The following is a 24,444-nucleotide window of genomic DNA, read 5'->3' as shown; positions in this document are numbered from 1 at the left end:
ACGCGGCTTGGGGTATTGCTCGGGACTATTTGTCGAGCGTCCAGCGGAACCGGTCGCCCGCGCGGCGCAGCAGCACCTTCGGCGGGATCGGCAGGTCGTGGAAGGCGGACTCGTTGGAATCCATTTGGTAGCCAGCGGTATTGGGGTAGATCAGCAGATCGCCGACCAGGGCCGCGCGGGGGAGCGGGATGCGCCGCCAACTGAGCATGTCGGAGTCGAGGCAGGTGGCCGCCCCGACACTGGTCGGTGTCGGGGTGCCGGGCCGCTGCGGCCACAGCAGCGGATCGGGCAGGTATTCGCTGCCGAACCACTGTTCGGACAGGCTCAGGCTGGTGCCGTCGACGGTGAGCAGTCGATACGGATGACCGTGCGCGTGGCGGATCTTGCTGCCCTGCACCCGGAAAACGGTGCAGCCCGCGTGGGCGAGCAGTGCGCGGCCGGGTTCGATGGCCAGGCGAATGGTGTTGTCGCGCAGGCGTTCGGCCACGTCGTGGGTGTCGAGGATGGCGGCGAGCATGGCCGGACCGGGTTCGGGAAAGTGGTAGGGATAGTAGGAATCGAAGCTCTTGCCCGCGTGGAACCGGCTTCGATCCGCGCCTTCGGTGAAACGTCGCCACGCCGATTCGGGCACATAGTCGACGCCGAACCCCCCGCCGATGGAGATCGTGGCGGCGGGCAACTCCATGGACTGGGCCAGCAGGCAGCGGTCCAGCAGGTCGGCTGCCAGCCTCGCGCGCGCCGCCGCGTCGTAACCGGACAGATGGAAGCTGAAGCCCTCCATGCGCAGTGTCCGGGAGTCGGTGAGCAGCGTCAACGCATGGGCGATCTCGTCGTCGGACATACCGAAACGGCTGGACGACGCAGGCGGCCGCACCCGCAGCAGCACCCTGGCGGGCACGGCCGAACTACCCAGTGCGGCAAGCCGTTGCAACTCGTGGTGATCGTCGACGGCCAGCAGTGCACCGTGTCTGGTGGCCAGCCACAGCAGGTCATCGGATTTGGCCGGACCGGTGACCATGAGTTCATCGCCGCGAATACCGTTGGCCAGCGCGGCCGTCAGTTCGCCGACGCTGGCGACATCAATGCCCGCACCGTTTTCCGCGCAGGTTCGGGCGAATGCGGCGGATTTGTTGGCCTTTTTGCCGTAGTAGACGACGCCCTCCACGCCCGCCCGCTCGAAAACCGCCTGGAATTCCCGGATATTGCGTGCCATCCGCGGGGGATAGAGCAGGTGGAACGGGCCGCCGACGGATTCGGCGAGCGCCTCGAACAGGTCGGGATCGGCGAAAGCCTGTGCCTCCCAATCATCCAGGTGTGCGGGCATGGGCGCGGCCGCGATCGGATCGAGTTCGGCGATGCCGTCTCCGCCGCCGGGATGACGCGCGCCATTGCGTCCGGCGGCACTGTTCTCTAGTCCCACAGGGGAACCTCCGTGCTCAGTCCCATAGGGGCGTCTCCGTGCTCAGTCCCACAGCGGCGTCTCCGTGCTCAGTCCCATAAGGGCGTCTCCGTGCTCAGTCCCATAAAGGCACCTCCGTGCCGCGCCCCTCGGCAATGGCCCGCTCGGCCAAGGCGTGCGCGACGGCGATATCGGTGAGCACCAGTCCGCTGTTGTAGACGAAGATCTTCTCCTCGTCGGATTGGCGGGCGGGGGCGCGTCTGCTCAGGATCTGCGGCAGTTCCGCGTCGACCCGGCGCAGGCGACCGTCGGGACCGGCCATATCTGTTCCGGTCAGCGTCATCTGCTCGGCGCTGGTGGCGATGACCCGGTCCGCGTCGGTCAGCGTCGACGGCGCGAGGCCGTAGCCGACCAGCACGGCCACCGAACCCGGTGCCAGATGGGTGGATTCGAGCGCTACCTCGGTGCCGGGACCGGCGGTGGCCAGCACCACGTCGGCGCAGGCCGCCGCGGCGTACGGGTCCTCGACGGTCTCCAACACGGCGTGCGGACTTGCCTCGGCGAGGTGCGCGCGCACGGCGGCCAACCCCTCCGGATGCGTCCCGTACAGCATCAGCTTGCGCAACTGCGGATTCGCGGCGAGCAGATGCGGCAGCGCGTTGCGTCCCTGTGTCCCGGTGCCGATGAGCAGCACGCTCTGCGCGCCCCGCCGCACCGTCTCGCGCACCAGCAGCGCCGAGACCGCGGGCGTGCGCAGCGCGCCGACCCTGGCGCAGTCCATCATGGCGATCGGCGCGCCGGTGGTGTCGTCGTAGAGGGTGATGGTGGTGTAGTAGCGCTTGGTGCTGCGATCGTGGCCCGGATCGAATTTGTACGAGGTCTTCATGGCCACTACCCGGCGGCGTCCGTCGCGGCCGAGCATGGCGTAGGCCACCGACCAGCCATCCGGATTGGCGACGCTGAGCTTGCGCGGATTATCCGAATCCCCGGCGGCCAGGGCCAGGTACGCCTGTTCGACGGCGTGCACCACCTCGCCGGGCGAGATGGGGACGGCCGCCAGATCGCTGCGGCTCAGCACCCGCAGCGGCAGGCTGCGGTCACGGATGTTCAACGGGTCCTCGATCATGTGCTGCATCTCGCTCACTGCTGTGTCCGGTGGGCGCGCCTGTCCGGAACGGTAATACGATCGTCTGACCGAAACCATTCTCCTCGGCCTCTTCCGCACGCCGATACCGTTGTGGTAGACGAATATTCACCCGTTTGAGCCAGCGATCGGTGCCGTCGTAGCGCGCGGTGAAGGGCACCCGACCGTGCACGGCCACGTCGTTGTCCACCAGCAGCAGCTCGCCGGGAGCCAATGCGGCTCGCGCGCAGACGCGTTCGAGTTCCCCGGTCAGCCGCGCGTAGGCGGAGCGGAATTCGGGATCGGCGGCGTCGAGCGGGGTGTAGGCCGGGTCGTAGCGCAGGGTGGGCTCGCCGTCCGGATTGAACCAGATGGTGGGAACCATTGGTGCGGAATAGGTTTCGTGGCCGGAGCCGTAGGAGACATCGGGCAGGATGGGCAGCGTCGGCGCGCTCAGCAGCGCGGTCTGCGCCTGCGTGAGCCGCACCCGGCGCACCGAGGACACGGTGGTGCCGACCCGATCCGGATTGCGCAGGCAGCAGAGCATGAGCAGGTGTGCGCGGCCGGGGTGGAAGGCATCCTCGGTGTGCGGGCTGAGCAGGGTTTCGCTGCTCGCGCCGGACTGTTCGTGCTCGTGGCCGGACGCGGGCACGATGTTGTTGACCAGGCGTCCGTCCTGCTGGCCGTGCCAGCCGAAGGGTTCGCCCGTCGACCTGGCCAGCAGCAGCAGGCACAGGTCCAGTTCCAGCGACGCGGCGGCTCGGTCGGGATCCGCGCTCCAGGCGGCGGCGGTGCGCCAATCCGGCGGGGTGGGGCCGAGTTCGGCATCGGTGAGCGGCAGGCCGCGCACGACGGTCGCGCCCGCGGCGGTTTCGGGCGGGCGCAGGGTTTCTCGCACGGATTCGGGCAATTCTTTTGCGCGCGAATCTATTTCGTCGATGATCGCGGGATCGTCCAGCGTGCGTGCCGCCACCGTAGCGCTGCGGCCGAGGCGGGCGCGGATCTCGCGCGCGGCGGCGCGCACCTCGGCGGCCGCGTCGGCGGGCAGCCCGCGCTGTTCGATATTCGAGGGGTGAAGCGTCTTACGTTCGGGGAGAACGCTTTTCACCGAGGGGGATCCCTTCTTGGCGGAGGTCGAAAGCGAGGGAGCGATTCGATGTGCGAAGCTAGCGCGTCCCGCGTCGTTAAGCAAGGCTTACCTAAACGAGTCGCGGAAAAATAGCCGAACCATATGGGTTGCACGCGAGTGGCGGCGCAGTGCCGGCGCGGGGCCGTGGAGAAAATGATCCTCATTAGGCTAGCCTTTCCTGAACCTGAAGGCGGGATCGCGGTCGCTCCCGCCGGCGACCGCAAGGGAAGTGGGCAGTACACATGGGAGTCAATAGACGGCAACTGTTCCGATCGGGCCTGGGGATCGGGGCGGTCGCGCTGCTCGCCGCCTGCTCGAACGGCCCCGAATCGGGCGGATCCGCCCGCCGCGGCGGCACACTGCGGGTCGGCGCGCTCGGCGCCTCGGCCAAGATCGAACGCGATCCGCACGCGAATATGGTCAATGACAGCGACTTCCTCATCACCTCGCTGATCTACGACCCGCTCACCGTGCCCGGCGCCAACCCGAATGTCGCCCCGCGCCTGGCCACCCGGTGGGAGGCCGATCCGGACCGCCGCCGCTGGAGCTTCACCCTTGCTTCCGGCGCGACCTTCCACGACGGCACACCGGTCACCGCCGAGGATGTGGTGTGGTCGATGCGCAGGCTGCGCGCCGTCGGCGGCCCGTCGAAGATGCCGGTCGCGGCCGAGGCCATCACCGCCGACGGCCCCGATCGGGTCGTGTTCACCGTCGCGGAGCCGAACAACCTACTGCCGCTGCTGCTTCGGTTGATGACCTTCACCGTCAAGAAGGACACCGCCGATTTCACCAAGGCCGTGGGCACCGGCCCGTTCCGGCTCGAGTCGTACACGGGCGGCAATGCGCGACTGGTGCGCAACGATCGCTGGCACGGTCCGGCCCCGCTGCTGGACGCCATCGAGGTGACCATGTTCGAGAGCGTCACCGCGCTCGGCAACGCGGTGCTGGCCGGTCAGATCGACTTGGCGTCCAATGTCGGCGCCATCGCCGGACGCACCGCCGTCGGACGGGGCGATCTCCAGGTCGTGCGCCGCACCGATGACACCATGCTCGGACTGGCCATGCGCTGCGCCGACGGCCCCTTCGCCGATGCGCGCACGCGCGCCGCGGTACGGCTCGGCGTGGACCGCGCCGCGCTTGTCACCCAGGTGCATTCGGGCTACGGCAAGATCGCCAACGATATCCTCGGCACCGCCGACCCGCTCTACGACAAGACCATCCCGCAACGCGCCCGCGATATTGACCGCGCGAAAGCCCTACTGCGCGAGGCGGGTTTCGATACCGGGCGCTCGTATCAGTTGCTCACCAAGGCCGAAGCGCCCGGCGAGGTGGAATCGGCCAAGGTGCTGGCAACACAGCTGGCCGAGATCGGCCTGCGCCTGGACGTGGTGACGCAGGAGTCGAACCTCTTCTACGACCAAACCTGGTTGAAGGCCCCGCTCTACACGGTCTCCTGGGGCACCAACGATTCCACCCTGTTCTACGCCGACAAACTCATGGCGGGCGCCTCGAATCGCAATGAAACCGCCTTCAAGGATCCGGAATTCGACGCCGCGACCGCGAAAGCCTTCGCCGCCCGCGACGAGGCGGAACTGACCCGCGCCTCGCACGAAGTGCAGCGCATCCAATACGAGCGCGGCGGCTATCTGGTGTGGGGTATGGCCGATGGGATCGATATCGCCCACTCCGGCGTGCGCGACCTGCCGACCCTGGGCGGGTTCGCCAGGCTGCAACTGGAACGGACCTGGCTGGATCGGTGAGTGCACTCGCGCGCCTGCTGATTCGGCGCATCGGCCTGCTGATCGCGCTGCTGGCAACGGTTTTCCTGGTGGTCGACCTACTGCCGGGCAATACCGCGCGCGCGATCCTCGGCCGCGACGCCACCCCGGAGCAGATCGCGGCCAAGGAGCGCGAACTCGGACTCGACCGTCCGGTGGCGGCACGCTTCTGGCACTGGATATCCGGCGTGGCCACCGGCGATTTCGGGCACACCGCGCGCGGACGGTCGATCAATGAGCTGCTGGCCGCCAAATTCCCGCCGACGCTGCTGCTCGGCGGGCTCGCCCTCGCGGTGACGGTGCTGGCCTCCCTCGGACTCGGCGCGTGGTGGGCGGCGCGCGGCGGCTCCGCGCTCGGGCGGATCCTGCAACCGGCCACCACCGTCGCGGTGGCCATCCCGGAATTCGTGCTGGCGACACTGCTGATCCTGGTGTTCGCGCTCGGGTTGGGTTGGCTGCCCGCCGTCACCATCACCGGACGTTCCGGCTTTCCGGTCCACCCGGAGATGGTCGTGCTGCCGGTGCTGGCGCTGGCGCTGCCGCAGATCGGCTGGAACACCAGGGTGGTGCGCGCCGCCCTCGCCGACGCCGCCCGCGCTCCGCATGTGGAAAGCGCGGCGCTGGACGGACTCTCGACCAGGGTGGTGCTGCTGCGGCATGTGCTGCCCTTCGCGCTGCCCACCATCGTGGCCAGCTACGCCACCACCGTCGGGGTGCTGCTCGGCGGATCGCTGGTGGTGGAGACCCTCTTCAACTATCCGGGACTCGGCGCGGTGCTCGCCGGATCGGTCGCCGATCGCGACACCTCGGTCGTGGCCGCGGTGGTGGCGGTGAGCGGGACCGTGATCATGGTGATGCTTGCGCTCGCCGATGGGATTCGGGCCTGGTCATTGCGGGGGAGTCGATGAATCGGGTTCTCGCAGTGCCGAAATCGCTCGCGCGCCGCGGCTGGGGTCGGGCGCTCGCGGTCGCGCCCGCGCTGGTCGTGATCGCGGTGGCGGCGTTCGGACCCGCGCTCGCAGGCCATTCGACACAGACTCCGGTCGGTATGCCATTCGATCGCGGCGACGGGCTGGGCACCGATCGGCTCGGGCGCGATGTGCTGAGCCAATTGCTGGACGGCGGTTGGGGATTGCTGCTGCTCGCGGGGGTAATCGCGGTGCTGGTGACCGCGCTGTCCTGTGTGCTCGGCGCGGTGGCCGCGCTGCGGCCGCGGATCGGCGCCGTCATCGAGCGGGCCACCGATTTCGCGATCCTGCTGCCGGTGGTGCTCGGCATGCTGCTGGTGCTCACCTCGTGGCCGGATGCGGGCGTCTACGGGCTGATCATGGTCGCCTTGCTGTTCGGAACTCCGTATTGCGCGCGGGTTTTCGCGGCCGCCGCCACCGGGATCGCGGCGAGCGGCTATGTGGAGTCCGCGCGGGCGAGTGGGGAAGGGTTGGCGCATCTCGTCTTTCGTGAGGTCATCCCCAACCTGCGCGAGGTGCTGGCCGCCCAACTCGGGCTCCGCTTCGTCGAGGCCGTGTACCTGGTGAGCACCGCCTCCTTCCTGCAACTGCCCACCACGCTCGGGTCGGGCAACTGGGCGGTCATGGTGCGCGACAACGCCTCCGGCATGCTGCTCAATCCCTGGTCGGTGCTCGCGCCGAGCCTGGCCATCGCCACCGTCGCGGTCAGCGTCAACCTGGCGGTCTCCGCATTCGGCAGCCGACGGCGCGCATGATGAATGGGTTCGAATGGGTTCGAAAGGGGGGCCTGTGAGCGAGATCGCGGTACAAACCGATCGCGTCGCGACCCACACCGAGGATTCGGTGCTCGTGGACGGGTTCACGGTGTGCGGGACGCACGGACGGGAACTGTTCGGTCCCACCACCTTCCGGATGACCGCGGGGACGGTGACCGCGCTGGCGGGTCCCTCCGGATCGGGCAAGACCACGCTCATGCGGGCGCTGCTGGGGTACCTACCGCCCGGCGCGACACGCACGGCGGGCGCGGTCGCCGTCCTCGGCCGCGATATCTTCGGCATGAAACCGGCCGAACTGCGCACCTTCCGCCGCGACCATCTCGCCTACGTGGGCCAGGACCCGGCCTCGGCGCTGAATCCGCTCATGCGGGTGCATCGCCTGCTCACCGAGGTCGCCCCCAAAGCCTCCCGCCAAACCTGCGTCGAGACACTGGAATCGGTCGGCCTGTCCGCCGACCACCTGCGCCGCCGCCCCGCCGAACTCTCCGGCGGTCAGCAGCGCCGCGTCGCCCTGGCCCGCGCCCTGATCCGCAGCACGCCGATTCTCGTGCTGGACGAACCGCTCGCAGGCTTGCATGGCGCGCTGCGTACCGAGATCGCGGGTCTACTGGCCGAACTCGCCGAGACGCGGGGGACCGCCATCCTCCTATCCGGCCACGACACCGCGGCCGCGCACGCTATCGCCCATACCATCGTCGACATCGGCACGACGACCGTGCCTGCCGCTGAACGCGCGGCTGATGCCGCCAACGCGGCGCGAGAGGCACGCGAGCAGCGTGCTGCCGCCGCGGATCGCATGGTGGGCCTCGGCGGTGCGATGTCCGAGCCTGCCGGTGCCGTCGGCGATCAGAACGGTCATCGGGCTGATTCTTTGCTCGTTCGAGCGACGGCGGATATTCAGGCGAACCCGGACTGTGCGCGAGTCCTGCTGGTCGCCAAGGAAATCGGTGCCACGATCGGCGCGCGGGAAATCCTGACCGGCGTCACGTTCGAGTTGGCGGCAGGCGGCGCGGTCGCCGTGGTGGGAGCCTCGGGCGCCGGGAAGACGACGCTGGCACGGGTATTGGCCGGACTGCATCCCACCGCGACGGGATCGCTGATAGTGCACGACGTGCCGGTGCCGCTCGGCAAACGACGAAGACATTACGGCGGCAACGGTATTCAACTGGTGACGCAGAATCCGCGCTCGGCGCTGAATCCGAGGCGCACCGTGGCGCAGACCCTGTCCCGTCCACTGCGGCGCATCGGCGGCGTGCCGAGACGACAAGTGGCGCAACGTATCGCGGAACTGCTCACCTCGGTCGAACTCGCCCCCGAGTTGGCAGGCCGCTACCCGGCCGAACTCTCCGGCGGCCAGCGGCAGCGGGTGGCGCTGGCCCGCGCGCTCGCCGCCGAACCGGCCGTCCTGATCTGCGATGAGATCACCTCGGCGCTGGATCACCCGACCGCCGCGGCGATCATGGGCCTGCTGCATCGGATTCGGCGCGAGCGCGGCACCGGGCTGGTGGTCATCAGCCACGATATGGCGCTGGTCGCCCGGCACTGCGGGCAGGTGCTGGTCCTCGAAGGCGGTCGCGTTGTCGAGTCGGGCGATACCACTGCGGTGCTGGTATCGGCCGAACACGACGCGACTCGCGCGCTGCTGGGTTGACCGGATCGCGGGTCGGGCCACGATCCAAGGTCCCGATCGGTCCTATCGGCATGATGGATGGGGTGCGAAGGATGAACTCGGGCCGCGTCGCGGGTCTGATCGCGGTTCTGGTGACGACGCTGGCGGTGGCCGCCTGCGGCGGTGGCGGCGGCTACGGCGGTCCGCCGCTGCCACCGATCCCGGAAGGTATCCCGCCCGGACCTGGCACCCCGCTGCCGCCTTTCGACATCGATGCGCCCGGCCGCACCGCCGAACAGTTGCGCGACTGGGCCGAGGGCCAGTCCAAGGCGCTCGGCATCTCGGTCACCGCGCTCGAGGCGTACGGCTACGCCGCCGCCGTCATGGCCCGTTCCCGCCCCGACTGCGGTATCGCCTGGACCACACTGGCCGGCATCGCCAGGGTGGAAACCAAACACGGCACCCACGGCGGTGCGCGGGTTGGCCCGGACGGCAAGGTCTCCCCGCCCATCCGGGGGCCGGTGCTGGACGGATCGCCAGGTATGGAGCAGGTGCTCGACACGGAGGCCAGTGCGAAGGAGGGCCACGCGGTCTACGCCAGGGCGATGGGGCCGTTCCAATTCATCCCCGAGACCTGGCAGCGCTGGGGCGTGGACGCCAATGGCGACGGCGTGGCGGACCCGGACAATATCGACGACGCCGCCCTCACCGCCGCCCGCTACCTGTGCGCTCGCGGCGGCAACCTCACCACCGCCGAAGGCTGGCAGCAGGCGCTCTGGGCCTACAACAAGTCCGATATCTATATGCAGAACGTTCGCACCCACGCCGCCGCCTACAGCGTTGGTCGGCGCGCCTGAAGTCAAGGTCGCGCCGGACCGACGGACAACGTGACCGTCCCCACCTGAGCCGCCGCTCGGCGGCCGGAGTGCCGGTCACCCGCGGCGCGCCCGGGGACGATAGGCTCGGCACCGCACGGCCATCCGTGGAGACCCACCGTGCCCCACATCCGAAGGAGTGTCGTTTTCGTGGCCATCATCGAACAGGTCGGCGCCCGCGAGATCCTGGATTCTCGTGGCAACCCCACCGTCGAGGTCGAGATCGCCCTCGACGACGGCACCTTGACCAGGGCGGCCGTGCCGTCCGGCGCGTCCACCGGCGAGCACGAGGCCGTCGAATTGCGCGACGGCGGTGAGCGTTACGGCGGCAAGGGTGTGCAGAAGGCCGTCGAGGGCGTCCTCGACGAAATCGCGCCCGCCGTCATCGGCCTCGACGCCGTCGAGCAGCGCACCGTGGACCAGGTCCTGCTGGATCTGGACGGCACCCCCGACAAGTCGCGCCTGGGCGCCAATGCGCTGCTGGGTGTTTCGCTCGCGGTGGCCCGCGCCGCCGCGGAATCCTCGGGCCTGGAGCTGTTCCGCTACCTCGGCGGCCCGAACGCGCACGTGCTGCCGGTCCCGATGATGAACATCCTCAATGGCGGCGCGCACGCCGACACCAGTGTCGATGTGCAGGAATTCATGATCGCCCCGATCGGCGCGCCGACGTTCAAGGAGTCGCTGCGCTGGGGCGCGGAGGTCTACCACGCGCTCAAGGCGGAGCTGAAGGGCAAGGGCCTGGCCACCGGCCTCGGCGACGAGGGCGGTTTCGCCCCCGATCTGGCGGGCGGCACCCGCGAGGCGCTGGACCTCATCGTCGGCGCGATCGAGAAGGCGGGTTACCGGGTCGGTCGCGATATCGCGCTGGCGCTGGATGTGGCCGCCACCGAGTTCTACACGCCCGCAACGGGTTACAAGTTCGAGGGCAGTGTGCGCACCGCCGCCGAGATGACGGCCTTCTACGCCGAACTGCTGGGGGCCTACCCGCTGGTCTCCATCGAGGATCCGCTCTCCGAGGACGACTGGGACGGCTGGGTCGCGCTCACCGACCAGATCGGCGACAAGGTGCAGCTCGTCGGCGACGACCTGTTCGTCACCAATCCGGAGCGGCTCGAGGAGGGTATCGCCAAGGGCGCGGCCAACGCGCTGCTGGTGAAGGTCAACCAGATCGGCACGCTCACCGAGACCCTGGACGCGGTCGAACTGGCCCACCGCAATGGCTACAAGACCATGATGAGCCACCGCTCCGGCGAGACCGAGGACACCACCATCGCGGATCTCGCGGTCGCGGTCGGCAGCGGTCAGATCAAGACCGGCGCGCCCGCCCGCAGCGAGCGCGTGGCCAAGTACAACCAGTTGCTGCGCATCGAGGACGCGCTGGGCGATTCGGCCCGCTACGCCGGGGATGTCGCATTCCCGCGTTTCGTCTTCGAGAGCTGACGCGCCTCGCGCGTCGAGATGACGGGGTTGCTGCCATGACAGAGCGACGTGCGCGCGGCACCAGTCCGGCCGGACGCGGTGACCGCCGCACGTCGCGGGCGGCGCGCCCCCGCGCCGCCGACAAGACCGCCGCCAAGCGCGGCCGGTCCCGCGAGGCCGCGAAATCCGGGCATCGTTCGGATTCGGGTGCGGCGCACGGGGATTCGGATCGCGCCGAACGCACCTTCCTGGGCTTGTCGACCGGTAAGGCCATTGTGCTGGCCATCGTGGTGTGCGGGCTGGCGCTCACCCTCGCGGTGCCGATGCGCACCTACTTCTCCCAGCGGACCGAGGCCGAGCAGCTCGCCAGGCAGCGCACCGAATTGGCGGCGGCGGTCGACAAGTTGCGCGATCGACGGGCGCAGCAGCAGGATCCGGCCTACATCAAATCCGAGGCGCGCGATCGACTGCGCCTGGTGCTGCCGGGGGAGACCCCCTATATCGTGCAGGTCCCCGGAATCGAAGCGCCGCCCGCCGCACCCGCCACCGGCAGGCCCAAGGCTCCGGACCCCTGGTACACGCAGTTGTGGCACAGCATCGCCCAACCGCCAACCTCGAACACACCCCAGCAAGGAACGGAAGGACCCAGGTGAGCGCACCCACCGCCCGCGATCTCGAGACCGTCGCCGCCCAGCTCGGCCGGGAACCGCGCGGCGTGCTCGCCATCGCCTACCGCACGCCCGACGGTGTGCCCGCGGTGGTCAAGACCGCGCCGCGCCTGCCCGACGGCACCCCTTTCCCGACGCTCTACTACCTGACCGATCCCCGGCTCACCGCCGAGGCGAGCAGGCAGGAGTCCGCGGGTGTGATGCGCGAGATGACCGACCGCCTCGCCGCCGATCCCGAGCTGGCCGCCGCCTACGGGGCGGCGCATCGCAGCTACCTGGCCGAGCGGGACGAGATCGAATCCCTCGGCACCGATTTCACCGGCGGCGGCATGCCGGACCGGGTCAAATGTTTGCACGTGCTGATCGCGCATGCGCTGGCCAAAGGGCCGGGAGTGAATCCGCTGGGCGACGAGGCAGTGGCGTTGGCGGCGGATAATGGATTGCGCGGCAGCGCGATTCCCGCCGAATGGCCGCGCTACGCCGAGCTCAGAGGAGGCGAGCGGTGACAGTGCGCGTGGGGGCCGTGGATTGCGGCACCAATTCCATCCGCCTGCTGATCGCCGATGCGCTGCCGGAAGGCGGCCTGGCCGATGTGCGTCGAGAGATGCGGATCGTGCGGCTCGGCCAAGGTGTCGACGCCACGGGCGCGCTGGCGCCGGAGGCCATCGAGCGCACCAGGATCGCGCTGTCCGACTATGTCGATCTGATGCGCGAGGCCGAGGTCGGTCGGGTTCGCATGGTGGCCACCTCCGCCACCCGTGATGCGGCCAATCGCGCGGACTTCTTCGCCATGGCCCGTGCCGAACTGGGCCGGGTGGTCCCCGGCGCCGAGGCCGAGGTGATCAGCGGGGACGAGGAGGCGCGGCTGTCGTTCACCGGCGCGATCGGCGAATTGCCCAGCAGCCAGGGGCCTTTCGTGGTGGTCGATCTGGGCGGCGGGTCCACCGAACTGGTCTGCGGCGATGCCGATGGCGTGCGGGCCGCGTATTCGACCGATATCGGCTGCGTCCGGATCACCGAGCGCTGCCTGCCCGGCAATCCCCCCACCGCCGAACAGGTCTCGGCCGCGCGGGAATTCGCGAGCGAGCGGTTGGGCGAGGCGTTCGCGCGGGTGCCGGTCGATGGCGCGCGCACCTGGGTCGGTGTCGCGGGCACCATGACCACGCTGGCGGCCCTCGCGCTGGACCTGCCCGAATACGATTCCGAGCGGGTGCATCTGACGCGGTTGAGCCTGGAGCAGGTGCACGCGGTGTGTGATCGGCTCATCGGCATGAATCACGACCAGCGGGCCGCGCTCGGTCCGATGCATCCCGGTCGGGTCGATGTCATCGGCGGCGGCGCGGTGATCACCGAGGTGCTCGCCGAGGAGTTGGCGCGGCGCGCGGGCATCACCGAATTGGTCGTCAGCGAACACGACATTCTGGACGGGATCGCGCTGTCCATCGCGTGAGTCTCGGGTCGAGCCCGCCGTTGCCCAACATTCGGACCGACCGGTCGGTTATTGGTCCAATGCGGAAATTCTCCTTACCGAACCGCCGGTAGCCCCGGGGTGCGCGCGGCGTGCGGGAACTCACCCGTCGCACACCCGTTCAGCCGTGGCGACCACGGCCGATGGCTGTCCGAATTGGTACGGCAGCCACTGTTGCCCGGTCATAGCCCAAATCTTGGCCACCGCACCGCTCGGTCGGTTCGGATCGCGGCGATCAGAAATAATCCCTGCATAGCTATGGCCAGTTGGCCAAAGTGGGACGGTCCGGCTTGTCTGCCCTGACATTCGGTGTGTGTGCCGGTCAATTGCTATCGTCCGTGCAATGGTCGTGCGCATGTCCGAAGAGCCAACAGCAGCAGAACAGTCTGTCCCACAGCGAACCGTATTCGGGCATCCGATCGGCCTGGTGAACCTGTTCGGTGTAGAGCTCTGGGAGCGCTTCTCCTTCTACGGGATGCTGACAATCCTCGGCTACTACCTCTACTACTCGACCACCGAAGGCGGCCTCGGCCTGGACAAGGCCACCGGCGTCGGCATCGTCGGCGCGTACGGCGGCCTGGTCTACCTGTCCACCGTGCTCGGCGGCTGGATCGCCGACCGCGTCCTCGGCATGGAACGCACCGTCTTCTACGGCGGCTTCGTCGTCATGGCGGGTCATATCGCACTGGCCCTGCTGCCCGGACTCACGGGCGTCGGTGTCGGACTGGTGCTGGTCGCCTTCGGCAGCGGCGGGTTGAAGGCCAATGCCTCCTCGCTGCTCGGCACCCTCTACCCGAAGGGTGACGGCCGCGTCGACGGCGGCTTCACCCTGTTCTACTTCGGCATCAACCTCGGCGGCTTCCTCGGCCCACTGCTGACCGGCCTGCTGCAACGGGAATGGGGCTTCCACTACGGCTTCGGCGCGGCCTCCATCGGTATGGCATTGGGCCTGACCCAGTACGTCATCTTCCGGCGCAACCTCGGCACCGCCGGGCGGCAGGCGCCCAACCCGATCACCGCCAAAGAGGCCCGTCCGCTGGTCCTCGCCGTCATCGTCGGGCTGATCCTCATCGCCGCCGCCTTCGCCACCGGACTGATCACCCTCGACAACCTCTCCATCGCCACCACCTGCGTCATCGTGGTAGCCGCCATCGCCTACTTCGCGCGCATGCTGACCAGCCCGAAAGTGAATGCCACCGAACGCAGCCGGGTGCGCGCCTTCATCCCGCTGTTCATCGCCAACGCGGTGTTCTGGTCGCTGTTCCAGCAGACCTTCACCGTGCTGGCCGTCTACGCCGACGAACGCATGGACTGGAACATCCTCGGCTGGACCGCCCCATCGAACTGGATCGGTTCCATCGAACCCGTCTGGATCCTCGTGCTGTCCCCCCTGTTCGCGATCATGTGGACCAAACTCGGCAACCGCGCCCCGACCACCCCGCGCAAATTCGGCCTCGGCGTCATCGGCATGGGCCTGGCGTTCTGGCTGTTCCTCACCATGGCGGGCGGCGAGGGCAAATCCAGCCCGGCACTGATGGTCATGGTCATCATGGCCGCCTTCGCGGTCTCCGAACTCACCCTCTCACCGACCGGACTGGCCGTCACCACCCAGCTGGCCCCCGAGGCGTTCCGCGCGCAGATGATGGCGCTGTACTTCTTCTCCATCGGGATCGGCACCTCCACCTCGGGGACGGTGGCGCGCTTCTATTCCCCCGAGCGCGAATTCGTCTACTTCGGCGTCACCGGCGCCGTGGCAATATTGGCAGGTTTGGTCGTGCTGGCCATCGCACCACGGATCAGCAGGCAAATGGTGGGCGTGCACTAGCGCCCAGCGACAAATAAGAAGGAGATCCCCGTGGCCATTCGAGGCTCGACCAGCCCAGAGGCAACCGGTTGGCGCGGCTTGTTCCGCACCAAATCCATCGAGCAGTCCATACGCGACACCGATGAACCGGACTCGAAGCTCCGCAAGGATCTAACCGCCTGGGATCTCACCATCTTCGGTGTCGCGGTCGTGATCGGCGCCGGAATCTTCACCCTCACCGCGCGCACCGCGGGCAATGTCGCCGGACCCTCGGTCTCGCTGGCGTTCGTCTTCGCCGCCGTCGCCTGCGGGCTCACCGCCCTCTGCTACGCCGAATTCGCCTCCACCGTGCCGGTCGCGGGCAGCGCCTACACCTTCTCCTACGCCACCTTCGGCGAATTGGTCGCCTGGATCATCGGCTGGGACCTGGTGCTGGAATTCGCGCTCGCCGTCTCCGTGGTCGCCAAGGGCTGGTCGCAGTACCTCGGCGAGGTGATGGGCTCGCACTCGCCCATCGCGCACATCGGCTCGATCAGCTTCGACTGGGGCGCGGCACTGCTCATCGTCGTCCTCGGCATACTGCTGGCCACCGGAACCAAACTGTCCTCGCGGGTGTCCGCGGTGGCGGTCGGCATCAAACTCGCGGTGATCGCGCTGGTGCTCGTCGTCGGCCTCAGCTACTTCGACAAGTCCAACCTCACGCCCTACATTCCGCCGTCCAAACCGGGCGAGTCGAGCGAGGGACTGCACCAGTCGCTGTTCTCCTTCTTCACCGGCGGCGGCCACAGCAGCTTCGGCTGGTACGGCCTGCTCGCCGCGGCCTCGCTGGTGTTCTTCGCCTTCATCGGCTTCGACGTGGTGGCCACCGCGGCCGAGGAGACCAAGAATCCGCAGAAGGCGGTGCCGCGCGGCATCCTCGGCTCGCTGGTGATCGTGACCATCCTCTACGTCGCGGTCTCGCTCGTGCTCACCGGCATGGTGCCCTACACCGCACTCTCCGGCGACAAGGCAACCCTGGCAACGGCATTCGCGCTGCACGGGGCCGACTGGGCCAAGAACATCATCTCCATCGGCGCGCTCGCCGGACTCACCACCGTCGTCATGGTCATGTACCTCGGCCAGACCCGCGTCCTGTTCGCCATGGCGCGCGACGGGCTGCTGCCGCGGCAACTGGCGCATACCGGCGGCAAGGGCACCCCGGTGCGGATCACCGCCATCGTCGGTGTCGTCTGCGCCCTGCTCGCGGGCTTCGTCGACTTCGGCACCCTCGAAGAGATGGTCAATATCGGCACCCTGTTCGCCTTCGTGCTGGTCTCGGTCGGCGTGGTGATCCTGCGCCGCACCCGCCCCGACCTCCCGCGCGGCTTCCGCGTCCCGCTGGTCCCCCTCATCCCGATCCTCGCGGTCCTGGCCTGCGGTTGGCTCATGCTCAACCTCTCGGTCGAAACCTGGCTGCGCTTCCTCATCTGGATGGTCCTCGGCTTCGTCGTCTACTTCGCCTACGGACGCCGCCACTCCCTACTGAGCAAATCTGTCCAGTAGTCCCCTTGGCCGGCGTGCTCGGCGCCCCTCCGGCGCCGAGCACGCTCGCGTCCGCGGCCGGACCGCCTACCATCGTCTCTCGACCACCACCGTCCTCACCCATGACAACGTTCCCCATTCCGGTACATCCGTACGATTCGGTACGCTGACCGACGCGGCCCCCGTAGCCCAACTGGCAGAGGCAGCGGACTTAAAATCCGTAGGTTGTCGGTTCGAATCCGACCGGGGGCACAAACTGGCAACAAGGTTCGTGCAGGTCAAGAGTCTGCTGCCGTATCAACGGAGTTGAGTCTTGTGGCGAACGTCCTGATCGGATGGTGCCGGTTCGAATCCCTCGAGACAGAGCGGTTCGAATCCGCAGCTTTCGCCCTTCCATGGAAGTCGATTCCGGCGGTGCGGCCGGCGAGAAATTCTTGGCAGTGTGCGCATGAAAGATGCGTTCTGCGTAGCAGGGTTCTTGCGTCATCCCGCCGAATTTCGGACCGATCGCGGAGTTCGTACTTCAGTGGTCGATATCAATCCTCGTGCCGTTCCTGCGGTCCGGCGAACTCCGTGTCGGAAAGATCATCTGAGAACTTCGGGGACATTAGTATCCGTTGATCCGGTGGAATTGAGTCGCGAAGCTGTTTGCTCTCGTCGATTGCGCGCAGGATTTCAGCAATTGCATCTGAATTTGGGAGGGTAACGCCGGCCTCCTCTGGCGTGGAGAACGTTTTCCCTGATAGATGCTCACTCACTTGATATCCGTTCTGCTAGAGTTGAATCATATCAATCTCGATTTTTTCTGTACGCGGATCTTCTGTTCTGCGGACCACTAGAAATTTCGATTCTGAGCCAAATAATACCTCGCGCTCCCAGGGGCTATTCGAATATCTCCGCACAGAACTACCATATCTTGAATAGATATTGTACCTCACGTTGCCGAAGAATGCATGAGACGGACTGGATGAGGTGCTGGTAAATGCCTTCTCGGTGACTACAGTCCCGGGCTGATATCTTTCTAGCAGTCTGACCGGTATTATCGCGCCGCGATAAACTACTCCTTCATAATTGTGGAGCTTGGCGAGTGCGCTGTTAATTCTATCGATTCGTACCTGCTGTCGAGGCGTCACATGGCCATTTCGAAGTGCGGGGTTCAGTTCGTAGCATCCGGTGCCGGTGTAACTTCTCAGCGCTCGGCGCTCGGACCAGGTTAATATGTTTTCTCGACGCCATATTCCCAATATTCTAGCCGTGTGCGGCGACGTGTTCCCGGTGTTATTTGTGCCGTCCGTATTCAGTTTGTCGGATAGCGTTGGACCAGAGGTAACCGATGGTGCAAGCTTTGCATTTTCTGCTGCGGCGATCTCTGCGCCGTGCTCCGAAATATTTCTCGCGGACAGACGCTCGGCCTCTACTAAGGAATTTGCCGCATGCGCCGCCGATCCGCCTAAATAATCGAGTTGCTTTGCAATCGCTTCGGTCGCTTGCAAAAATCCAGGATGCTCGGTTGTGCCTTTGAGTCTTGTGATCACATCCATCAGTGCTAGCTTTAAAGGATCTGCCACGGTTCTTCTCGGCGGATGTCAGTAGGTCGGGGCTTTGCGGGCGTGCAGCTAGGCTATGCAGGATGCGTCTGTACTGGTCGTCGCGGGATTATGTCGCGCCGTCCGTTCCCTTCGCGTGCGTGTGGAATACGCATCGCGGGATTTTGAACCAATTTGGGATGGAGCTCGATGATTTGGGATGGTCGGCCTGCGCAGTGCTCGCGGTGGAAAATAGTGGGACCCGCCTCGAATCCCTCGATCAGAAGCAACGAGTTCACTTATTGACTCCAATCGTTCCTCGGGTCGAAATGCACGGCCCGCCAGAGAGATACAAAAGCCGATCCCTGTCGGTAGTGCAATCTGACAAAGCCTCCAATATTGGGAATAGTGCTGCGAGGGCGTCGCAGAAATATCAGTCGGAGACGACATTTCGTTGTCAAGTGGTATTGGCTCCGAGGCGGCCTGCTTACGGCACCAGGGGCGACAAACCGGACTGTCTACCCATCGATGGAACGGCGCACCCTGAATGGAATGTGGCGCGCCAAGAGCATCACCGTGACGAAGCACCGGCTGCGGCCAGGCCGGCAAGCATGGTGCTCATCGAGCAGTACACGCCGGTCCCGTCCGAATGCAGGCCCGTGGTTGAGGTGTGCAGGTTGGCCTGCGCCGGGATGGGCCGATCGGCGGGTCCGCAACGAGTCGAACTTGCGGTTAGGTCGTGCTCAGGTGAGTTCGTTTGCTAGCGCCGCTGCTGTGACTGGTGGAAGCCAGGCGTCGCTATCGTCTGAATTTGAGGTTCCTCGAGTAGTGGACACGATTTGGCAGGACCGTTGGTCCTGTTGGAAGGATGTCCGTCTGCCTCCTCGCAAGCGCCGGTCGTTCACGGCCGAGTGCAAGGTCGAGGCTGCCCACCATTTGCCGCGCGCCGGCCGACGAGGGTTCGGTCGGGCTCATCGTGGTGGATCAGGAGATTCCCGAACTGCTCGACCTGCCCTTTCGGGCCGCGGTGCCATGCTCTTGACCTACTGCCGATCGGCCGAGGACGCCGCCGCATCCGATTCGATCCGCCCCGATCATTCTGCTGCCCGGCGAAACCACCTGCGGGACAATCGGTTTGTTTGTCGAGGCCGTGTCGTGGTCCAGGGGTGTCCCGATCGAGACCGCTCCGTGGCCGGATGGCCCAACTGAGCCGGGTACTCAATCGGGAAACGAGGAGGAGGGCGGGTCATGACTTACTACGGTATCGACATCTCCGGATGGCAGGCCGAGATCGACCTCGATGAGGTTGCGCGGGAAGGGTTCTCCTACGTGCTGGTCAAAGCCACCCAGGGCTCGGACTATGTGAGCCCGCAGTACTCGACCCAGCGCGACGCGACCCTGGCGACCGGTATGTTCTTCGGAACGTATCACTATGTATCCCAGGAGGATGCGGGAATTCAGGTCGACAACCACGAACGGGTCGAACCGAATCGTTCCTACCCGGTCATGCTCGATCACGAAGCAGGCTCCGGCGATATCTCCACCTTGCGCGCGGTCTGCGCGGAATTCCAATCCCGCGCCTACCGCGTCAATCTCGTCTACCTTCCCCAGTGGTACTGGCGCGACCACATCGGCTCCCCGGACCTCACCGGCCTCCCCCCGCTCGCCGCCTCCAACTACGTCAACGGCACCGGCTACGCCTCGGTTCTCTACCCCGGCGACGACGACTACCGCTGGACCGGCTACGGCGGCAACACCGTAGCCATCCTCCAATTCAGCGACCGCGGCCAGGTAGCAGGCCTGACCCTCGACGTCAGCGCCTTCCGCGGCGACGGAACCCAACTGGCGGAACTCTTTTCGGCGGGCGGCTCAACGGGGTAGCTTGTCCTCCGCCAGATCCTGCCACAGCTTGCGGGAGGCTTCCGGGGATGGTGCGGTCTTCACCATTTCATCGAACTTTTTACGTTCCTCGTTGGTCATCTTGCTGTATTTGGACGAGGCATCTCGGATGTCCGTGGTCGACATGAGGTTTGGGTCGATGTACGCCAGTGCGGAATAGGTCAGGGGGTCCATTTTGTCGCCCTGAATATGGGCCGAGAGCGCTCCCCATCTCGAGGCATACACAAGTTTGAGGTAGTTGTGCTCTGCGACCTGTTGCATTGTGCTTGCCGCTTTGGCGACCGCCCGGCATCCATGGCTCGCGTCTGCCAACACTTTTCGGAGCTTTTCCTGGTCGACCTCTTCCGGCTTGGTATAGTGCATCCGATCGGCAACGGACTTTGCCTTCCGAAGAGCGACTCGGCCTTCGTTGTCGACCTTGCGGGCAGCCATGAGTGCCGTTGTGAACGCATCCATTGCCTCGTACGCGGATTTGAACGCGACCTCCAAGTTCGAGCTCATCTTGGTCAGGCCGCCGAGCGCCTGCGCGGCCGATCCGGCAGCGTGGCCGCGCCACGAATCGTCTAGATCGGAGGCCAGAACCTGGCCCAGCTCATTGTGGGTGTCCTGCATGCTCCGCCAGGATGCCAGGTATCGTGCCCGCACCTTCTTGATCGCCGCGATATCACCTTCGGGTGCGTGGATCGCCAGCACCGTGTCGATAATGTTTCGCAATGTCGCGGCATTGACATATCCGCCCGGAGCCTGATCGATCTCGTTGGCCAGTCCTTCGACTACCTGGGCGGTGTCATCCTGTAGGGGAATATCGGTGGGCAATGAATCGCCTTTGTTGTGATCATACTATGTCGGTTTCGGAACCTCGGCCGTCTTTGGATTTTTGCCCAATGTTTCGGAATTCGGTGCAGGTGTACTCCATGGAGTCTTCGGGTCGAGTGCGGAACTGTCCTTGTTCTCGGGTGATCTGTGCAGCGCCCTGATACCGGGTTCCAACTTCGACTGTTTGGCGGCAGAGGCGGCTTTGTGGTATTGCTCGTATGAGCCGACTATAGTTTTACCCTCACTATCCGCTTCTTCGTAGCCTTTCTTCGCCTTTCCGATCTCTTGGACGAATTCGAGTAGCGCCTGCTTGAATTCCGAGGTCTCGTGACCGTAGTTGAAGTCGAATGTGACCACGCCGGACCCGAACGCGCCGAGTGATTTGATCTTATCGCTGTCTTCTGGCGGATTGGCTCTGGCGACTGTCACCATTCGGTCATAGCAGGCGACCAAGTGGCTGAATGTACTGGAGAAGCGTGCGGGATCGAACCAGAGCTCCCCGCTGCGTTTATCACTGCCGGGTCGTGTACCCGATCCGGATGCCATGTTTCTTCCCTCCTGGTGATCGGACTATCCGATCACCAGCCAGTCGTTGACCGCAACCTTGCCGTCGCCCTCGACTTCATCATTGCTCAATTTCTTCCACAGCTTGGCCGCGTCTTTCGGTGACTTAGCGTTCGCCACGGACTCTTCGAACTGTTTCCGCCGCTCGTCGGTGAGTTTGTCATAGTTGATGGATGCCTTCTCCAATTCGGCGTCGGAGAGAAGGTTGGGGTCGGTGTAGGCCATGGTCGCAACGGTGAGTGCATCCATTCGCGAGCCTTTAGCCCAGTGGGCGCGGGAATTATGTGTGGAAGAATTGAATGTATCCCGCGCCGCTTCGGCTGCCTCCACAGCGGTTTTTTCGGCCTGTATCAGGGCTTCATAGCCTTTCTTGGTCGCGTTCACTGCGGGCATGTAGTCCTTCTGGTCTATCGCCTCCCGGAGGCTCGAATAGCTTTTGAGGCCACTGACCAATTGGGCGGCTTTCTCGAGATCGGGCCGAGCTTCCTTGTGCATATTTTTCGCAAGTTTGAGTTGGATTAAATAGGTCTCCAATGTCTTGTATCCGACCTCATATCCATACTGCGCGACGGAGATCTCCTTGTACACCGCATCTATGGCTTGGTTGGCCGATTCCGCGCCCATTCCGCGCCAGCCGCTCAGCTCGTTCTGGCCCACCCCGATGAGATCCTGCGCGTTCTTGTGGAGGGTCTGCATGGTCGACCAGTACATGCGAGCCTTCGTTGCGATGCTCGCGATATCCCCAGGTGGCTCCGGACTCGCCAAGCCCTGTTCGATGAGCTTCTGAAAATCGGGTCTCGGTAGCAAAGTGACGTATATATTGTAGAGCGGTCTGGTCAACTCATTCAAATTGTTTAGTTTTGTCTTGTCTATCGGCGGGCTGTCAGGAATCGGAATCACCGTCGCATTCTTTATTCTTCGGCTGTGGTCGAGTCGGGCGATGCCAGGGTGTCGGGGCCGGCTTGGTCCTCGGGCCGTGCTGCTTCGGCGCGGTGGCCCGCGGCGGCTTCTTGGATATTCCGTTGGCGGAGGATGATCCCTGATGCTTCCCCTTGCCTGCGGATCCGGTAGTCGTCGAACCTTTGCCCTTCCCGTGCGCACCGTTGGCCTTTGCGCCCCCAGCGGTCTTCCCACTGGGGCGCGCGCTCCCGGTGTTCTTGGGCTTCTTGCGACCAGGTCCCGGAACAACTGCTCCTGGTATCGCGGTCGCGCCGCCCCCGTCCGTGGACCCGTTCTCCGGTGCCGGCTTCTGGGGGTTGTCTGAGGGTGGGGTCTCGGGCGTTTCGCCGGACGGGCTCGGAGGCGGATCAGCCAGTGGCGCTTCGGGTTTCGCGGGGTCGGTGGCCGGGGGCGGGCTCGGTATCTGCGGGCCATCGGCGGACGAAATGAACTCCCCCATGGAACCTTCGATTTGCTGCCAACCGCCCTCGTCGGCGGATTTATACGCACTGTGCGCGACTTTGAAATCCGCTGTTAGCTCGAGCAGCGCCTTTTTGATGCTCCAGTTCTCCGTAGCCCAGTTGTCGTCGAAACCTCGGACGCTTTGCTCGAGATAGCCGAGTGGTTTCATATCGACATTCGAGACCGTCGGAATCGGATTCGCCTTCACGACTTCGATCATGCGGTCGTATGCGCGCGCGACGATGGCCGAGGCGCCGGTCAGGCCGTTGAGATCGACCCAGATCTCCTTGCCGGCCGGCTGGTCGCTGCCCCCACCTTCCATTGGTTCCGGTTTGGGTGGCATCGGCATTCCTTCCATCGGCGAAGCAGCGCTTCAGCTTTCGCCGAAGTTAACATCGGGCTGGGATCCGCTATTGCCGCTGTTGGGAGCCAGCGCCGGAGGACCGTGAATAGCACTCGGAGACGGTCACTTGTATGCGGTGGCCCTGACCGGCGGCATCCGGTCGCAAGGAGATCGTTCGGCTTCCGGCTTCCGGCTTCCGGCTTCCGGCTTCCGGCTACCGGCTACCGGCTACCGGCTACCGGCTACCGGTCGCGGACTGGCGGTCTTTTTCCTCGGCGCGACGCTGTTCGGGCGTTAGCGTCGGGTCTGTGGCAGGGGGTGCGCCGAATGGCGGAACCACGTCGACACTTGGGGACTTCGTGCGCGCCTGTGAGCTCTCGGCTCTGTCGGACTTCTCCACCGTTGTGGAATCGCCTTCGGGCTTCGGTCCGGGTGCGCGTTGGCTCCACTCGCCTTCGCCGTCGCTTGAACGCCGATGCTTCTGCCATGGACTCGGCGTCGGTTGTATGGGAACATCATCCCCATTCTTGTCGCCAGGTCCGCTATTCGGTGCCGAACCTTCGGAAGGCCTTCCGTCCGACTTGCCGGGGATGGGATCTAGATCCATCCGAACGGCCTTGCTCTCCTTCTCGGCATACTTCGTCGCATCCCGTTCTATGTATGCCTCCTGTGACAGGTCATCGAGTCGTCGTCTCTGAGCCAGTCCGGTCATGGCTTCTTCTAAACTCTCGACGGCCTTGGCCGCTGCGGTCGGCTCCTGATGCTCCGTGTGGGGCAGGACGGAATTCAACTTGTCATGCGCGTTGTCGATTTTCTCATCGGCCAGCGTCACGGCCTTGTAATAGACTTCGAGACCCTGTTGCATGAGACTTTTGACCTGAGGGAAATTCGTCGCGGCGGCTTCGGTCTCATTGCTGTAGGACAGGCCTATCGACTGATTCTTCGCCTCGACGAATTTGACATGGCCTTCATCGAAGGTACGCCGAACCTCGACGAGGGAGGCTGCCAGGCTTCTTAGCGTGTCACGCGCCTCGGTGAAGCCATTTTCGATCTCGATGCAATTCTTGGCGTGCGCAGACAGAGTGTCGATCGCAGCATCGGCTCCATGACCTGTCCAGCTCTCGGGTATGTCATTTTTGGACAAGGTTGTCAAGTGCGTCCAAGCGGTTTTGGCGCACATGACGGCCTCGTCGTAGAGTTCTGCTTTCTGGCCGAGGGCATCGGCTGCGCCGCCGGGGTTGGGGAGACGACTGCCCAGGATCGCGATGAACCGTACGTCGTCCGGCGCGATATATCCTTTGTCTTTGATCATTTCAGTGAAGTACCCGAGTATGGGCATCAAACCGGATGGCATTTCG

General features: G+C 65.5%; 22 protein-coding genes and 1 tRNA gene. 13 read left to right on the top strand and 10 right to left on the bottom strand.

The features are described 5' to 3' along the window. Positions 1 to 25: 25 nt before the first annotated feature. The 3 genes from D5S18_RS14015 to D5S18_RS14005 form a co-directional block, all read right to left on the bottom strand. Complete coding sequence (locus D5S18_RS14015; protein WP_239003757.1) at positions 26 to 1,420, bottom strand: alanine racemase; 1,395 nt, start codon at positions 1,418 to 1,420, stop codon at positions 26 to 28. A 94-nt stretch (positions 1,421 to 1,514) separates the two neighbouring features. Then, positions 1,515 to 2,525, bottom strand: coding sequence for an ornithine cyclodeaminase family protein (locus D5S18_RS14010; RefSeq protein WP_203236727.1), 1,011 nt, complete (start codon positions 2,523 to 2,525; stop codon positions 1,515 to 1,517). Beyond that, positions 2,497 to 3,630: a TauD/TfdA family dioxygenase gene (locus D5S18_RS14005; protein WP_120040995.1), complete on the bottom strand. Its 1,134-nt coding sequence runs from the start codon at positions 3,628 to 3,630 to the stop codon at positions 2,497 to 2,499. The genes D5S18_RS14010 and D5S18_RS14005 overlap by 29 nt, the downstream gene beginning before the upstream one ends. Positions 3,631 to 3,893: 263 nt before the next feature. Between D5S18_RS14005 and D5S18_RS14000 the strand changes: the two genes are divergently transcribed. The 12 genes from D5S18_RS14000 to D5S18_RS13945 all read left to right on the top strand — a co-directional run bounded on the left by D5S18_RS14000 (position 3,894) and on the right by D5S18_RS13945 (position 16,789). Continuing rightward, on the top strand, positions 3,894 to 5,411 hold the full coding sequence (locus D5S18_RS14000) for an ABC transporter substrate-binding protein (protein WP_120040993.1): 1,518 nt from the start codon (positions 3,894 to 3,896) through the stop codon (positions 5,409 to 5,411). Next, positions 5,408 to 6,337 (top strand): ABC transporter permease, encoded by a 930-nt coding sequence (locus D5S18_RS13995; protein WP_120040990.1) that lies wholly within the window; start codon positions 5,408 to 5,410, stop codon positions 6,335 to 6,337. The genes D5S18_RS14000 and D5S18_RS13995 overlap by 4 nt, the downstream gene beginning before the upstream one ends. Positions 6,338 to 6,351: 14 nt before the next feature. After that, positions 6,352 to 7,152 (top strand): ABC transporter permease, encoded by an 801-nt coding sequence (locus D5S18_RS13990; protein ID WP_239003756.1) that lies wholly within the window; start codon positions 6,352 to 6,354, stop codon positions 7,150 to 7,152. A gap of 34 nt (positions 7,153 to 7,186) precedes the next feature. Next, complete coding sequence (locus tag D5S18_RS13985) at positions 7,187 to 8,824, top strand: ABC transporter ATP-binding protein (protein WP_239003755.1); 1,638 nt, start codon at positions 7,187 to 7,189, stop codon at positions 8,822 to 8,824. 71 nt (positions 8,825 to 8,895) lie between these two features. Further along, positions 8,896 to 9,639 (top strand): lytic transglycosylase domain-containing protein, encoded by a 744-nt coding sequence (locus D5S18_RS13980; protein WP_239003754.1) that lies wholly within the window; start codon positions 8,896 to 8,898, stop codon positions 9,637 to 9,639. A gap of 168 nt (positions 9,640 to 9,807) precedes the next feature. Beyond that, complete coding sequence (gene eno, locus D5S18_RS13975; protein WP_120040982.1) at positions 9,808 to 11,097, top strand: phosphopyruvate hydratase; 1,290 nt, start codon at positions 9,808 to 9,810, stop codon at positions 11,095 to 11,097. A gap of 35 nt (positions 11,098 to 11,132) precedes the next feature. Beyond that, positions 11,133 to 11,729, top strand: coding sequence for an FtsB family cell division protein (locus D5S18_RS13970; protein WP_120040980.1), 597 nt, complete (start codon positions 11,133 to 11,135; stop codon positions 11,727 to 11,729). Then, positions 11,726 to 12,250: a DUF501 domain-containing protein gene (locus D5S18_RS13965; RefSeq protein ID WP_120040978.1), complete on the top strand. Its 525-nt coding sequence runs from the start codon at positions 11,726 to 11,728 to the stop codon at positions 12,248 to 12,250. Before D5S18_RS13970 ends, D5S18_RS13965 begins: the two co-directional genes overlap by 4 nt. Continuing rightward, positions 12,211 to 13,194, top strand: a complete 984-nt coding sequence (locus D5S18_RS13960) for a Ppx/GppA phosphatase family protein (protein ID WP_120040976.1) — start codon at positions 12,211 to 12,213, stop codon at positions 13,192 to 13,194. Before D5S18_RS13965 ends, D5S18_RS13960 begins: the two co-directional genes overlap by 40 nt. 361 nt (positions 13,195 to 13,555) lie before the next feature. Next, entirely contained in the window at positions 13,556 to 15,037 is a 1,482-nt protein-coding gene (locus D5S18_RS13955; RefSeq protein ID WP_162500975.1) for a peptide MFS transporter, read from the top strand. 30 nt (positions 15,038 to 15,067) lie between these two features. Further along, positions 15,068 to 16,558, top strand: coding sequence for an amino acid permease (locus D5S18_RS13950; protein WP_239003753.1), 1,491 nt, complete (start codon positions 15,068 to 15,070; stop codon positions 16,556 to 16,558). A 157-nt stretch (positions 16,559 to 16,715) separates the two neighbouring features. Beyond that, positions 16,716 to 16,789, top strand: a tRNA-Leu gene (locus D5S18_RS13945). Positions 16,790 to 17,073: 284 nt separating this feature from the next. Here D5S18_RS13945 and D5S18_RS13940 read toward each other — a convergent pair. Beyond that, complete coding sequence (locus D5S18_RS13940; protein ID WP_120040972.1) at positions 17,074 to 17,295, bottom strand: hypothetical protein; 222 nt, start codon at positions 17,293 to 17,295, stop codon at positions 17,074 to 17,076. Positions 17,296 to 17,310: 15 nt separating this feature from the next. Continuing rightward, a complete protein-coding gene (locus D5S18_RS13935) occupies positions 17,311 to 18,078 on the bottom strand; it encodes an ADP-ribosyltransferase (RefSeq protein WP_120040970.1) in 768 nt (255 codons plus the stop codon). Positions 18,079 to 19,311: 1,233 nt separating this feature from the next. On the opposite strand from D5S18_RS13935, the gene D5S18_RS13930 reads away from it, so the two are divergent. After that, positions 19,312 to 19,944, top strand: a complete 633-nt coding sequence (locus D5S18_RS13930; protein ID WP_120040968.1) for a glycoside hydrolase family 25 protein — start codon at positions 19,312 to 19,314, stop codon at positions 19,942 to 19,944. Here the strand turns inward: D5S18_RS13930 and D5S18_RS13925 are convergent. The 5 genes from D5S18_RS13925 to D5S18_RS13905 all read right to left on the bottom strand — a co-directional run bounded on the left by D5S18_RS13925 (position 19,933) and on the right by D5S18_RS13905 (position 24,440). Continuing rightward, positions 19,933 to 20,778: a hypothetical protein gene (locus D5S18_RS13925; RefSeq protein ID WP_120040965.1), complete on the bottom strand. Its 846-nt coding sequence runs from the start codon at positions 20,776 to 20,778 to the stop codon at positions 19,933 to 19,935. The genes D5S18_RS13930 and D5S18_RS13925 overlap by 12 nt on opposite strands. A gap of 24 nt (positions 20,779 to 20,802) precedes the next feature. Further along, positions 20,803 to 21,324 (bottom strand): hypothetical protein, encoded by a 522-nt coding sequence (locus D5S18_RS13920; protein WP_147403952.1) that lies wholly within the window; start codon positions 21,322 to 21,324, stop codon positions 20,803 to 20,805. 24 nt (positions 21,325 to 21,348) lie between these two features. After that, positions 21,349 to 22,242 carry a hypothetical protein gene (locus tag D5S18_RS13915; RefSeq protein ID WP_147403951.1) on the bottom strand — a complete coding sequence of 298 codons (894 nt, stop codon included), beginning with the start codon at positions 22,240 to 22,242 and terminating at the stop codon, positions 21,349 to 21,351. Then, the gene (locus D5S18_RS13910; protein ID WP_147403950.1) at positions 22,226 to 23,086 is read right to left on the bottom strand and encodes a hypothetical protein; all 861 of its coding nucleotides are present in this window, start codon (positions 23,084 to 23,086) and stop codon (positions 22,226 to 22,228) included. The genes D5S18_RS13915 and D5S18_RS13910 overlap by 17 nt, the downstream gene beginning before the upstream one ends. A 235-nt stretch (positions 23,087 to 23,321) precedes the next feature. Continuing rightward, the gene (locus D5S18_RS13905; RefSeq protein WP_147403949.1) at positions 23,322 to 24,440 is read right to left on the bottom strand and encodes a hypothetical protein; all 1,119 of its coding nucleotides are present in this window, start codon (positions 24,438 to 24,440) and stop codon (positions 23,322 to 23,324) included. Between the last annotated feature and the right edge of the window lie 4 nt (positions 24,441 to 24,444).

Source organism: Nocardia panacis (assembly GCF_003598715.1).
Taxonomy (GTDB): domain Bacteria; phylum Actinomycetota; class Actinomycetes; order Mycobacteriales; family Mycobacteriaceae; genus Nocardia; species Nocardia panacis.
The sequence above is the reverse complement of the archived record's forward strand: the minus strand, read 5'-3'. Positions and strand labels throughout refer to the sequence as shown.

What these genes read in the sequence shown, in the direction of transcription:
- D5S18_RS13910 (WP_147403950.1), bottom strand. Translation starts at nt 23,086, where the DNA reads ATGCCACCCAAACCGGAACCAATGGAAGGTGGGGGCAGCGACCAGCCG.
- D5S18_RS13935 (WP_120040970.1), bottom strand. Translation starts at nt 18,078, where the DNA reads ATGGATGTGATCACAAGACTCAAAGGCACAACCGAGCATCCTGGATTT.
- D5S18_RS13980 (WP_239003754.1), top strand. Translation starts at nt 8,896, where the DNA reads ATGAACTCGGGCCGCGTCGCGGGTCTGATCGCGGTTCTGGTGACGACG.
- D5S18_RS13955 (WP_162500975.1), top strand. Translation starts at nt 13,556, where the DNA reads ATGGTCGTGCGCATGTCCGAAGAGCCAACAGCAGCAGAACAGTCTGTC.
- D5S18_RS13970 (WP_120040980.1), top strand. Translation starts at nt 11,133, where the DNA reads ATGACAGAGCGACGTGCGCGCGGCACCAGTCCGGCCGGACGCGGTGAC.
- D5S18_RS14010 (WP_203236727.1), bottom strand. Translation starts at nt 2,525, where the DNA reads ATGATCGAGGACCCGTTGAACATCCGTGACCGCAGCCTGCCGCTGCGG.
- D5S18_RS14000 (WP_120040993.1), top strand. Translation starts at nt 3,894, where the DNA reads ATGGGAGTCAATAGACGGCAACTGTTCCGATCGGGCCTGGGGATCGGG.
- D5S18_RS13960 (WP_120040976.1), top strand. Translation starts at nt 12,211, where the DNA reads ATGGCCGCGCTACGCCGAGCTCAGAGGAGGCGAGCGGTGACAGTGCGC.
- D5S18_RS13920 (WP_147403952.1), bottom strand. Translation starts at nt 21,324, where the DNA reads ATGGCATCCGGATCGGGTACACGACCCGGCAGTGATAAACGCAGCGGG.
- D5S18_RS13930 (WP_120040968.1), top strand. Translation starts at nt 19,312, where the DNA reads ATGACTTACTACGGTATCGACATCTCCGGATGGCAGGCCGAGATCGAC.
- D5S18_RS13905 (WP_147403949.1), bottom strand. Translation starts at nt 24,440, where the DNA reads ATGCCATCCGGTTTGATGCCCATACTCGGGTACTTCACTGAAATGATC.